Source organism: Candidatus Tisiphia endosymbiont of Micropterix aruncella (genome assembly GCF_965178575.1).
Lineage (GTDB): Bacteria > Pseudomonadota > Alphaproteobacteria > Rickettsiales > Rickettsiaceae > Tisiphia.
Map to the genome: position 1 here is coordinate 656,911 of NZ_OZ238268.1, position 12,212 is coordinate 669,122.

The 12,212-nt window shown below is 33.4% G+C and carries 11 protein-coding genes, 3 tRNA genes and 1 pseudogene; 2 read left to right on the forward strand and 13 right to left on the reverse strand.

The genetic code is table 11. The features are described from left to right. Positions 1-57: 57 nt before the first annotated feature. Positions 58-288, forward strand: coding sequence for a hypothetical protein (locus ACN1AG_RS03245; RefSeq protein WP_417905434.1), 231 nt, complete (start codon positions 58-60; stop codon positions 286-288). Here the strand turns inward: ACN1AG_RS03245 and ACN1AG_RS03250 are convergent. The 3 genes from ACN1AG_RS03250 to ACN1AG_RS03260 are packed head-to-tail and all read right to left on the reverse strand — an operon-like array spanning position 285 to position 1,552. Next, positions 285-812: an IS630 family transposase gene (locus ACN1AG_RS03250; RefSeq protein WP_417905435.1), complete on the reverse strand. Its 528-nt coding sequence runs from the start codon at positions 810-812 to the stop codon at positions 285-287. The two genes, ACN1AG_RS03245 and ACN1AG_RS03250, sit on opposite strands and share 4 nt — an antisense overlap. Beyond that, on the reverse strand, positions 812-1,363 hold the full coding sequence (locus ACN1AG_RS03255) for a winged helix-turn-helix domain-containing protein (protein ID WP_417905436.1): 552 nt from the start codon (positions 1,361-1,363) through the stop codon (positions 812-814). Before ACN1AG_RS03255 ends, ACN1AG_RS03250 begins: the two co-directional genes overlap by 1 nt. A gap of 57 nt (positions 1,364-1,420) precedes the next feature. Beyond that, positions 1,421-1,552 carry a hypothetical protein gene (locus ACN1AG_RS03260; RefSeq protein WP_417905437.1) on the reverse strand — a complete coding sequence of 44 codons (132 nt, stop codon included), beginning with the start codon at positions 1,550-1,552 and terminating at the stop codon, positions 1,421-1,423. Positions 1,553-2,038: 486 nt separating this feature from the next. On the opposite strand from ACN1AG_RS03260, the pseudogene ACN1AG_RS03265 reads away from it, so the two are divergent. Beyond that, positions 2,039-2,290, forward strand: a pseudogene (locus tag ACN1AG_RS03265) (transposase family protein); the annotation flags it as partial. Between the two features lie 34 nt (positions 2,291-2,324). Here ACN1AG_RS03265 and ACN1AG_RS03270 read toward each other — a convergent pair. The 10 genes from ACN1AG_RS03270 to ACN1AG_RS03315 form a co-directional block, all read right to left on the reverse strand. After that, complete coding sequence (locus tag ACN1AG_RS03270) at positions 2,325-3,362, reverse strand: IS630 family transposase (RefSeq protein ID WP_417904842.1); 1,038 nt, start codon at positions 3,360-3,362, stop codon at positions 2,325-2,327. A 586-nt stretch (positions 3,363-3,948) separates the two neighbouring features. Beyond that, on the reverse strand, positions 3,949-5,247 hold the full coding sequence (proS, locus tag ACN1AG_RS03275; RefSeq protein WP_417905438.1) for a proline--tRNA ligase: 1,299 nt from the start codon (positions 5,245-5,247) through the stop codon (positions 3,949-3,951). A 14-nt stretch (positions 5,248-5,261) separates the two neighbouring features. Next, positions 5,262-5,834, reverse strand: a complete 573-nt coding sequence (folE, locus tag ACN1AG_RS03280) for a GTP cyclohydrolase I FolE (protein ID WP_417905583.1) — start codon at positions 5,832-5,834, stop codon at positions 5,262-5,264. Between the two features lie 241 nt (positions 5,835-6,075). Then, positions 6,076-7,581 (reverse strand): hypothetical protein, encoded by a 1,506-nt coding sequence (locus ACN1AG_RS03285; protein WP_417905439.1) that lies wholly within the window; start codon positions 7,579-7,581, stop codon positions 6,076-6,078. Positions 7,582-7,597: 16 nt separating this feature from the next. Beyond that, positions 7,598-7,674 (reverse strand) — tRNA-Ile (locus ACN1AG_RS03290). A gap of 125 nt (positions 7,675-7,799) precedes the next feature. Next, a tRNA-Lys gene (locus ACN1AG_RS03295) sits at positions 7,800-7,875 on the reverse strand. Between the two features lie 680 nt (positions 7,876-8,555). Next, complete coding sequence (locus ACN1AG_RS03300) at positions 8,556-9,059, reverse strand: RNA pyrophosphohydrolase (RefSeq protein WP_341753513.1); 504 nt, start codon at positions 9,057-9,059, stop codon at positions 8,556-8,558. 104 nt (positions 9,060-9,163) lie between these two features. Next, entirely contained in the window at positions 9,164-10,522 is a 1,359-nt protein-coding gene (locus tag ACN1AG_RS03305) for a PleD family two-component system response regulator (RefSeq protein WP_417905440.1), read from the reverse strand. A 225-nt stretch (positions 10,523-10,747) separates the two neighbouring features. Beyond that, on the reverse strand, positions 10,748-11,677 hold the full coding sequence (locus ACN1AG_RS03310) for a site-specific tyrosine recombinase XerD (protein WP_341753515.1): 930 nt from the start codon (positions 11,675-11,677) through the stop codon (positions 10,748-10,750). A 278-nt stretch (positions 11,678-11,955) separates the two neighbouring features. Further along, positions 11,956-12,030 (reverse strand) — tRNA-Cys (locus tag ACN1AG_RS03315). Positions 12,031-12,212: the final 182 nt, after the last annotated feature.

Consider the following 12,212-nt stretch of genomic DNA (forward strand, 5'->3'; position numbering starts at 1 on the left):
TTATTGCAGCAAGTATAAGAGCAACTTGAGCAAGCAAAAAAAACTAGAGAATGGCTTTTGTCTACCATTAGCTTAAAGTATGGGGAACATGTTAGAGCTAAAAGGCTACGCCTTGAGAAAGATACCGGCATTATACATCTCGAGGATAATGGCTTTAAGATTAGTTGCGATGTTGTTAAGAAGGTTGAATGGGATCAGCAGAAGTTGGCAAAGATTGTTACTGATATCTTAATTAACGGAGGGAATTTAAGTGACTTCATTGAAACCTACTACAATATCTCATACTAATTAGCTTTCAATACAGAATTAATAGGATTAATAATCCAGTTCCAACTAGTTATAGACTTAATAATTTGAGGACTTGCTTCATATTTTAATATAGCATCCGACATTCTATTTAATATATCCTCCATTGAATGGAATATTTTGTTGTAAAAGAACTTTTCTTTTATTTCTTTCCATATATTCTCAGCAGGATTTAGTTGAGGAGACAAAGGTGGAAGATGATGAATCATTATGTTTTGTGGTATTGTTATAGAAGTTTGACGATGATTTGATGCCCCATCACATATCAACAAAATAAACTTATCAGGATGTCTTATGGATAATTCTTGTAAAAAAATATTCATACATTCTAATGTCATAGAAGGTAAGATTAGCATATCCGATACTCCAGTAATTGGACAAAATACTCCATAAATATAACTATACTCCCGGATCACTTGTTTGGCGACAGCAGGTCTGTTGCCTTTGTAACTCCAACATCTTTTTATATCATTTATTCTTCCAAAACGAGACTCATCTTGAAACATCACTTGTAATTCAAGTCCCTGTGATTTAGATTGTGTATTTGCGGCGGTAACCACTGAGCTGAAGTTTTTTTAAAAGCTTCCATCTCATCTTTATTGTGCTTTGGATGATGGGGACGAGGGGAAACTTTACGCCAACAATGACGATGTAAAATTTTGTAGATTGCTGATTTAGTTACTTTCTTTTGCAAAACTTCTTCATATTTTTTCTGTATTTCTCTGACTACTACAATTTCCCCTTGTGATGCTCTATGATTAAAAGATTCCAGTATTTTACTTTCATTAGCCTCGTCCATATAGCAATGATTCCTACCACCTCTTTTAGTTTCTTTTAATACTGATTCTCCGAGTTTGTAATAAGCTGTATGAATTTGCCTAACTCGACTAATACTTAAACCGGTAATTTCAGAAATCTGCTTAGGTAAATATGAAAACTTGGCACGTAAATAAATACATTGAATCTTACGAAATGCTATCATATCTGAGGCTGATTTTAACAAAAATTCCATCCGACAAACTGTTTCTGATGGATAAACATATTGATAACCTGACATTAGCTTTTTTATTCTATAACTTAAATTATACCATCTTCATTCTATATTGAAAGATAATTAGTATAACATCTTTAAATCAATAATATGTCCAAGATTATTAAGCTTTATGTCTTGATTTTGCGATGATAGCAACTTTATACGCTCAAGTTTCGTTAACCATGTATTTCCGTCTACGCTGTGTACGGTCATTGTTTCCCTCTCACATTCTTACTTTTCTGCTAGCCCTTCGCTCCACTCCCATTACGGAGTTTCATCACTAATATGGCTAACTCAGCCATCCTTACACCATCTCCAAAGCCTCATGTTTCGGCACTTGTACTTTGAATACTTACTTAATGAAGTAAGAGTTATAAGGACTTCTCAAGTTGTGTCATTAATCTCTACAAACTCGCTGACGCCTGCGACCCCGGTGATTAAATACTTTCGGATTTGCTAGTTATAACCTCCAGTATTCTATTGCTTACTACCCTGTATCAAGTATCAGCTCTCACTACTACCGACTATTTCGGGGCTATCACGTTCACCTTTTGGTTTCGGCTCGATTGTTTCGCTGTCTACGCTTTACTACTGTCGTTACCTTCAGCAGCACAAGACTCGCTATATGGTGGAGCTAGCTACTCCTTCCATAACAGGACTTTCACCCATAAGATTAATGCACCTTATCTTGACGCACATACAGGATATCAAGGTATACAAAAAATTCACAATAATTCTGAATTACCAAAGAAAAAAAGCAAGAAAAATCCTTTAACTAAAAACGATAAAAAGAATAATCGTAGGTTAGCAGGAGAAAGAGTTCTGAATGAAAACGTTATTGGTATGCTAAAACGGTTCAAAATTATTGCTGACAAATATCGAAATAGACGTAAAAGATTCGGTCTTAGATTTAATTTGATCTCTAGCATTTATAATTTTGAACTACATTAACCAGTTTCGAAAGAGGTCTAGTATGTATACTCAATTAACCTGAAGAGTTGGCAAAATGATTAAAAGTTATAGTCTGAAATTGGTCAGTTATAAGAGTAAGCAAATTACCTTTGTATTTATCAATATTAGCAAAAAATCTATCTATAGCTTCTGAGAATTGAGCAAAATTATGGTAAAATTTATTATTTGTTACAATTCTATGCATAAATTTCCATAATCGTTCAATCGGATTAAGATTAGGGCTATAGGGAGGTAAAAATACTAATTCTATTTTGCTATTTACTAGATACTCCTTTACTTTCTTTGACTTATGATACCCAGCATTATCACAAATCAAATATATCTTCTCTTTATTAGGATTTTCTGCTTCTAATTTTTGTAGAAAATTGATTATATAATCACCGTTTACTTTAGGATTATCTGTGCTAACTAATTGCAAATCAGATAAATTAATTGCTCCTATTAAATGCTTCCTTTTCCAACCACTAAATGTTGGTAAAGTTTTATTTTGATTCTTTCTGATCCAACCATAACGGGCTTTTGTTTGATACTGAGGATGAACGCTATCCATAAAATATATAGCTTCTTTAGCCTTGAGATTACCTTTTAACAAACTATATTCTAGCTTAAATAGTTCTTGCTTATCTACATCAAGCTTGCCGGGTACAATCTTTGGCTTTTTATATACAAAGCCTAATCTCCTTAATAGCTTTGTTATTCCTGCTATTGTATAGGCAACACCGTATTTTTTTTCTATGTAATTGCTAATATCTTTGGCATAAACATAATTACATACTTCTAAATGCTCTATTAACTCTTTCTCTTCTAGCTCACTTAGCTTACTTGCACTACCACCGTTAGCTGTCTCTAATTTATTAAATTTTTGATAATCTCTTACATGCTTTCTTATAGCTTCTTCACTTAACAGCAATGCTTCTGCTATTTCTTCATAGCTCCAACCTTTATCATACAGCAAAACTGCCTTAATTCGGTCACATACTCTCCTATCTCGTTCATTACCATGACGTGACTTCAGTGCCGTTCTTTGTTCAGATGTTAAAATATTTCCCATAATCATATTCTAGCTTCTTTCTTCTCTTCTTTCAACTCTTCATTTACGAGCAGTATAATTGTAGCAGCTTGCTTTCAATATGACACTGGCTCGCTTTTATCGGTAGTGACTCAAATTAAATGACTTTAAAAATACAGTCTAGCTCGATTTAATTGACTCTCAAAATTTCTTGGCTCACATTAATTGATTCTATATTTTCCTTCGGCTCACTTTATTTGACTCTATCACTCCCACAATATTTACTGAATTTAGCTTTAAAAAATAATAATCTTAACCTCAGTTCGATATAAGAATTAATAATTCTTATATCGAACTGGCTTTGTTATAAGGAAAAATGCACTCTTGAAGCGATTCTGCGAGTGCATTTTAACTTTTTTCATCATTCAATATGTGATTTTAATAATTAAAATCACATATTGAATGGAGTGTTATATTTTAACAATCAGGTGTAGAACCTCTTCAAACCTGATTGTTTCTATATATAACACGAAAGTTCGATGTAACTTGTTACATCGAATTCAGGTTAATCTTATAATTATTTCGTAGTTTATACGGCTAGATGATTAGATAAAAATGCTCGTTATTTTTATAATAAAAATTCAAACAATATTCTATCAATAACAGTACCAACATCTAATTCTTCTATTTTTCCTGTTCTACGATCTTTTAGTTCGACCACATTGTTGCCAGCTTTTTTAGGACCAATAATTATTTGGTACGGTGATCCTATAAGATCATGGGTGGCAAATTTGCTACCGGCTCTTTCATTGGTATCATCGTATAATACTTCTATTTTACTTGCCACAAGTTTATCATATAGATTTTGTGATAGTTCATTGCATTTGCTATCAAGTATGTTCAAATTTAATATTGATACCATAAAAGGAGCAATATTTGTAGACCATATAATCCCTTTATCATCGTGACTTGATTCGATTATGGCAGCTAAAAGTCTTGAAATACCAATACCGTAAGAACTCATTTCCACTGGCACAAGATTACCATTATTACTATTTACTAAAGCATTCATGGCTTGGGCATATTTTGTGCCAATATAAAAAATATGCCCAACTTCAATACCCTTACTACTGGCAAGATCATGTTCTGATAACAGGCATTTATCAGGGGCATGTTTTTCTTCTGCTGCCGCATATAAGGTTTGTAATTTTTCAATATCTAAACTTTCCTGGTCTGTTAAAGATAGAAATTTTTTATCATAAAAAATTGTACTCTCCCCATTATCAGCAAGAATATGGAACTCGTGGCTTAAATTGCCACCAATTGGACCATTATCAGCAAGTACTGGGATTACAGTTAAACCCATATCACGAAATGTTTGCATATAGGCTAGATACATCTGATTATAGGTTTTTACAGCACTTATTTGATCTATATCAAAAGTATATGCATCTTTCATTAAGAATTCTCTACCACGCATAACCCCAAAGCGAGGTCTAATTTCATCCCTAAATTTCCATTGAATATGATATAAGTTTTTTGGCAAATCCTTATAGGACTGAATATTATTTCTAAAAATATCAGTAACCATATCTTCATTAGTAGGCCCAAACAATAACGTATTATCATGGCGATCTTGGAATTTTAGCATTTCTTTGCCATAATTCTCAAATCTTCCAGATTCCACCCATAAAGATGCTGGTTGAATACAAGGCATTAATATTTCAATAGCACCTACCTTGTTCATATTAAGTCGAACGATATTTTCAACATTTTTAAGGGCTTTTAAGCCTATCGGCAACCAGCTATAAATCCCAGCAGATTGCTGTCTTATCATACCGCTTCTAAGCATCAACCGATGAGAAACCACTTGTGCCTCCACTGGTTCTTCCTTTAGCACAGGTAAAAAATATTTTGATAGTAACATGAGTTTACCTTGGATTATTTTTTGGAAATAATATTTAGGAATTCGTGGCGGTACTTCTGCTGCTCTACATATATGCCAGTATAATGCATAGTATTCATAATACTATCATTCTGCATAACTCCCCTAAGAGTCATACAGCTATGTAATGCAGAAATCTTAACCGCAACACCTAGGGGCTTAATATATTTCTGTAATGTTTCAGCAATTTGTACAGTCATCTTTTCTTGAATCTGTAGTCTCCTAGCAAAAACATCAACTATCCTAGCGAGCTTGCTGATACCTATTATACAATTATCAGGTATATAAGCTATATTTACCGTACCAGTTATCGGTAACATATGATGTTCACAAAATGAATTAAAATGTATGTCTTTTAATACTATGAAATCCTGAAAGTTACAAGTATCGTAAAATTTAGTCGTTAATATTTCTTCCACATCTCTATCATACCCAGAAAACACTTCTTGGTAAGTTTTTATTACTCTATCAGGAGTTTTTAGTAGCCCTTCCCTATTTGGATCTTCACCAATAAATCGTAATAAAGTTTTAACTGCCTCTTTGGCTTCTTCTGCAGTAGGTTTTTTCAAGTCCATTATTTTTATTCCAGTTACTTAAACACCCCAATTCAGGATAAGAATTAGTTAATTCTTATCCCGAATTGGCTTTAATATAAGGAAAAATGCATTCTTAAAACGGCTAACGCGAATGCATTTTAAACCTTTCTAAAGCTAAAAACATGATTTTAAAAGATTAAAATCATGTTTTTAGCAAAATATTAATTTAACAATCAGATGCAGAGCCGTCTCAAATCTGATTGTTTCTATAATTTTACCGAATTTGGGATAAGAATTGACAAATTCTTATCCCAAATTCGCGTTTAAACAAGATACTTCTACCACAAATAATAACAAACATCAAGCCACCAACAATAGCAATCCCGCCTCCACCACCCATGATGCCCATAAGTAACTTATTGGTAACCGGCATTTCTACCCAAGGTGTTTTGCGTAACACTCCATACCCACCAGCAAAGAGCAGAGCTATAATATGTAACATCTGCCCTATAGTTATCGTCATAATTGCTGCTGAAAAATATGAATTCTTCTGCTGTTTATCGTCACATAAAAGAAAGCAGAAACCCATAAAAGCTACACTGATCCCAACAATTGAACCATGATAGTGTGCAGGAATAGTGACACTCATACCTGTAATTAATATACCAATAAATCCCCCGGACAGAAATAACATACTGGAGCAAATTATGGTTGTCTTTATATAACTAACCCGACTATTAGTATTTATCCATAGTAAACTGGTGTCCGTCATTGCGAGAAGTGCATAAGCACGACGAAGCAATCCATTTCTAATCAATGTTCTGGATTGCTTCGTCGCTACTAAAGTATCTCCTCGCAATGACGAAGTAATGTTAGTCGGATTAGCTGTAACTAACTCATAAAACATTACTATCAAAGACAAAACCGGTGCTATTCCTCCTCCATATTTCATTTGTTTAGTGTAATATTCTTTGAATTCAGCATCTATAATATCATATAATAAGTGTCCACTAATAGCTGCAATACTTATAACAAAATTTAAATATAATAGTGCAAGGTACAGCTTTTTAAATCTTAATTCCTTACCTATCCAAACATGGAATAACACTGTCATTACTAATATCAAAATTTGCGTGTAAATAAATTGTAATAAATGCCCGCCACTCCAAAAAAGCAATTCATAGTAAAATTCTATATCAACTGGTACAAGTTTAATAATTTCTTGTAATTGGCAATAAGACCAAATAAAACATACCCATACTAACACCCACATTATTGCAGTAGAAAGAATAGTAAAATTAATGAGGGAGTTAAAGTAAGATATTTTGCAACAGTTCCATAATGTATATAAGGCAAATAACAATACAGATACACCAAACAAACTAATTCCGAGAATAAATATTATATTCTCCAGCATTGGTATGTAATTGTTCATTACGGGAAAATTTTGCCCACAAAATGGTGATAAAGCTATTAGTGCAGTAGAAATAAATGCTATTATTACACATGTTATGCTGAAAGTCATCGACTCTAAATTATAGCTCCAAACACATGCTGTAACTGACATCAACCAAACTAGGATTGATAAATTAACATGAATAACCAAAGCTGAGCGAAAAATTTCTGTATTTAGAAATAAGTTAACTAACATTGGAGTACGGAGCATTACCAATATTATTGAATACACCCCAGCAAGAGCAAGCGAAAATATACCATTTCTAAGCCAGTAAATAGCTAACTTATTACGGCTTAATTGTGGAATTATATTCTCAAGATTCATAAAGAATACTTACGAATGGTGGGTTTGAGAAGACTTGAACTTCCGACCTCACGCTTATCAGGCGTGTGCTCTAACCAGCTGAGCTACAAACCCATTAATACCCTTAGCATTTCAAGTGTTAGCAGTGTCATGCATCAGATATACTTTTTTAGCTGGCTTCACTTGGGATTATAAACCCAACATACGCAGATATGTTTATGGTTTTAAGTACCCTAAAGTGGTGGGCTCGCCGGGATTCGAACCCGGGACAACCTGATTAAAAGTCAAGTGCTCTACCAGCTGAGCTACGAGCCCTAAATATGCTCTCGATATCATTCCTAGCTAAAAGCGGGAATCCATGCTTAAGAGCCATGTATAATAAGCTTTACTTTATCGTTTAAAAATGTTATCTTGTCAACACTTAATTTTAGTAAATAACCTAGGGTAATTTAAAAGTCATAATCGTTAGTTGCTATAGATGCAAGTTTAACCACTACCGATGTCATCCCTGCTTCGGTGCGGGATCTATATTACTTAATAATCTTCAGGCTTATTTTTTTAGATTCCCGCCGTTGCTAAGAATGACATCGAGTGCATATTAAGCACTTTTTCCTTTATCTATTAGGCTTGCAGCCCGATTTTTAAATTACCCTGAAATAACCTCGAGTATCGATGTAATAAATTAATAGTAGGCTCAAGTAATCATCGCTATTAGGGGTAATGTCATCCCAGCGAAAGCTGGTATCTAAAACTATATAACATACCTTCTATGCTATTTTTTTTAGACTCCGCACCGAAGTAGGGATAACGCCCTAGGTTATTAAACCGATGTCTTACATCGAATAGAGGTTAACTAAGATAACATTAACATATATACTGCTATGATTTCAAGAGTTGGTAGACGAGAGTATAACTTCAAGAAGAGCTAGGAGTGTCAAAGTCGAGCAGCAGAGCGTACATGAGCCAATTGAGAAGACAACGCTACCTACTTATCATCAATTGACTATATCATGAACGATAGGGGCAAATTCCTTAACTACAGCTTTATAAAGCTTGCGTTTAAAGGGAATTATAATTGACAATAACTCATCAAACTTAGCCCAACGCCATTCCTCAAACTCTGGGTTACGAGTATTAATATTAATATCTTCGTTAGTACCAGTAAACCTAATTAGAAACCATTTTTGTTTTTGGCCTCGGAAATTACCATCCCATAATTTAGGTATTAAAATTTTAGGTACATCATAACTATACCAATATTTGCTTTCTGCAATAATATAACCTTTATTACAACCTATCTCTTCGAACATTTCTCTAAGGGCAGCAACACTGGGCGTTTCTCCCAAATCTATACCACCTTGAGGCATTTGCCAAGCTGGTATTTTAGTATCTATTCTTTTACCAACAAATACTCTATTAGTACTATCTATTATCATCATGCCTACACTTGGTCTATATGGCAATTCACGATAACATTTAGAAATAGTTTCATTTTTCATGATCTTAGGTTTTTATATGAAAGGTAGACTTCTTTAAGAAGACCCCTCTCATAAGCTAGTGTTACAATAAATTTAATATACCTGATTAATCTTCATTTGTGTATCTAAATTATTCTTATCACTTTATTTCTTCCGTCCTCCTTTGCTTGATACAGAGCTTTATCGGCACGTTCTATAAAATCACTAATAGATTCCCCCATTTTATATACAGTTACTCCTATGGAGATAGTTTTCTTAATAGGATCTTTTTGCGTTTTAACTTTAAAATCGATAGACTCCACTCTTGTTCTTGCACGCTGTGCTATATACATAGCTTCGTCAATCGTTATGTCATTTAAAAGGATAGCAAATTCCTCTCCACCATATCTAGCAACCAAGTCTGTAACCCTAAAAATACTCTTCAGAACATTAGCAATGGTTTTTAGCACTATGTCTCCTGCTTGATGACCATAAGTGTCATTAACTTGCTTAAAATGATCAATATCACACATAAGTAAGCATAAAGGTCTTTTACTATCAGTAGATTTTTTTACCATTTGCTTTATGTGTGTATCAAAATAATGACGATTAAATATGCCTGTCAAACCATCTTTGATCGACAAATTTACGCTTAACTCTAAATCATTGCGTAAAGTATCTTGGTAATGTTTTCTTTTCAATTGAGTTCTGATTCTAGCTAATAGCTCGTTTTTATCTACTGGGTATGTAAAATAATCATTAATACCCAGCTCTAAACCTTTGATAACTATCGATGTATTTTCTTCTTCAGCTTGTAATATGAGTACCGTATCGTGGAATTTAGCATCAGACCGTAACATCACGCTTATTCTTAAAGGATCTCCTTGCTCTAATTGGCAGCTGATAATTACTAAATCCGGGGTATATTCGGTATCTTTCTCCAATTCATTGATATCAGATATTATTTTGATATTGGGGGTAAGGCTTAGAAGCATTTTATTTATGTTTCTTGCCTGTACTATATCATCGTTAATTAAAAGTATTTTACTATCTGAAAAATTATCTTTTATCTCTATAACGTCACCACCTAATTCAGCATTAGTAGTGTTTCTAAGTTTGAGTTCATCAATAACCGCCTTCATTCTAGCAAGAGATCTTACCCTTGCAAAAAGAGCAGTGTCATCAATAGGTTTTGTTAAGAATTCATCAGCTCCAGCTTCAAGACCTTTTATGCGATCCTCAGTATCAGAAAGAGCCGTAACCATAATAACTGGTATATGAATAGTGTAAGGATTAGACTTAATTCGTTTGCAGGTTTCAAATCCATCTATATTAGGCATCATGGCGTCAAGTAATACAATATCAATTCTATTAAGGGCAAGAACATCCAATGCATCTTTGCCGTTACTGGCAGTAAAGACTGTGTAATATTCTCCTAAAAGTTTAGCTTCCAGTAATTTAACATTTGATTCTATATCATCAACTACTAGTACATTGGCTGTCATAAAGTAATATATTTTTCTATAGACTCTTCAAATCCTTACACGTAAGTGAATTTTGTAATAGGTCTCATGTTTCTTGGAAAAAATTTTTTTTATTTTAGCATAATTTTTCATAGCACTAAGTAATATTACTCAAAACTTATTTAAAATACTAGCCCTATCTACATAAAAGCTAATTCTTCAGTAAAATTAACTACCCTGTTAAAAATTACGCTCTAATTATTTAAATCATTTGAGTATAGATGATTTAAGCGGATGACGATCCAAAGCCTGTTTTAGATGCTTTGTTTGTATATGTGTGTAGATTTGGGTAGTACTGATATCAGCATGTCCAAGTAGTTCTTGAATTACCCTAAGATCTGCACCGCCTTCTAGCAAATGGCTTGCAAAACTGTGACGTAAAGTATGTGGAGAGATATTACTTGGGTCTAGCCCAGCCTTAATAGATGCTTGTTTTAACAGAATTGCAAAATTCTGCCTAGTCATATGACCACTAGTTGAAGAAGAACAAAATAAATAAATTTGACTTTTAGGGTGTTTTTTGCTTATAAATTTACTACGAATAGTTAGATAATCAGACAAACTCATGGTAGCCTGTTCATTGATTATCACCATTCTTTCTTTATTACCTTTACCGATTATTGAAAATATTTTTCTAATATTTTGGGACATTTGATTTACTAAAATATCAGTTAACCTTATACTGACAAGCTCAGAAACACGTAACCCACTTGCATATAATAAATGAATCATTGCTTTTAGGCGTATGGAATCAGGATTTTTGTCTTGATCACAATAGAAAAGTAAATCTTTGATTTTATCAATTGATAATGTAGAAGGAAGTTTAGTTTGATATCTTGGTAGATCTACCATCAAAGCAGGATTATAATTGGTATGCTTTTCGCTAATTAAAAATTCATAATAGTTTTTTATAGTGGATATCTTCCGGTTGATTGATCTTGCCTGCAAGCCATTTCCCGCCAAATATTCTATCCAGTCTCTAATATTTTCAGCTTTAATATTCAGCTCTAACAATTTATTCTGTGATAAAAATTTCTGAAAATCTAACAGATCACCTTTGTAGCCAAGTACGGAATTATTAGCTACACCACGCTCCGCTATCATCATTTCTAGGAATTGTTCGATAAACTCTACCATATTACGTAACCTCAGTTCGATATAAGAATTAATAATTCTTATATCGAACTGGCTTTGTTATAAGGAAAAATGCACTCTTGAAGCGATTCTGCGAGTGCATTTTAACTTTTTTCATCATTCAATATGTGATTTTAATAATTAAAATCACATATTGAATGGAGTGTTATATTTTAACAATCAGGTGTAGAACCTCTTCAAACCTGATTGTTTCTATATATAACACGAAAGTTCGATGTAACTTGTTACATCGAATTCAGGTTACGTACAGTTTGTTTTAATGGAGGCCAGGGCCGGAATCGAACCGGCGCATTGAGGATTTGCAGTCCACGGCATTACCACTTTGCTACCTAGCCTAAAGGCTTTATATCCTAACCAATATTAGAGCAAAAGGCAACTTATTTTTCTTTTGTTTTAGGTAGAGTAATTTAAAAGTCACAATCGGTAGTTAATATATAGCAAGCATTAGCTATCAAAGGTGTAATTCCCGTGAAAATGGGAATCCATAATATCTAATAGCCTTTGCAGGCTATTTTTT

Excerpts from the sequence above, each read along its gene's own strand:
- ACN1AG_RS03270 (WP_417904842.1), bottom strand. The coding sequence starts at position 3,362 with ATGGGAAATATTTTAACATCTGAACAAAGAACGGCACTGAAGTCACGT.
- ACN1AG_RS03250 (WP_417905435.1), bottom strand. The coding sequence starts at position 812 with ATGTTTCAAGATGAGTCTCGTTTTGGAAGAATAAATGATATAAAAAGA.
- ACN1AG_RS03285 (WP_417905439.1), bottom strand. The coding sequence starts at position 7,581 with ATGAATCTTGAGAATATAATTCCACAATTAAGCCGTAATAAGTTAGCT.
- ACN1AG_RS03305 (WP_417905440.1), bottom strand. The coding sequence starts at position 10,522 with ATGACAGCCAATGTACTAGTAGTTGATGATATAGAATCAAATGTTAAA.
- ACN1AG_RS03300 (WP_341753513.1), bottom strand. The coding sequence starts at position 9,059 with ATGAAAAATGAAACTATTTCTAAATGTTATCGTGAATTGCCATATAGA.
- proS (WP_417905438.1), bottom strand. The coding sequence starts at position 5,247 with ATGTTACTATCAAAATATTTTTTACCTGTGCTAAAGGAAGAACCAGTG.
- ACN1AG_RS03310 (WP_341753515.1), bottom strand. The coding sequence starts at position 11,677 with ATGGTAGAGTTTATCGAACAATTCCTAGAAATGATGATAGCGGAGCGT.
- ACN1AG_RS03260 (WP_417905437.1), bottom strand. The coding sequence starts at position 1,552 with ATGACCGTACACAGCGTAGACGGAAATACATGGTTAACGAAACTTGAG.
- ACN1AG_RS03255 (WP_417905436.1), bottom strand. The coding sequence starts at position 1,363 with ATGTCAGGTTATCAATATGTTTATCCATCAGAAACAGTTTGTCGGATG.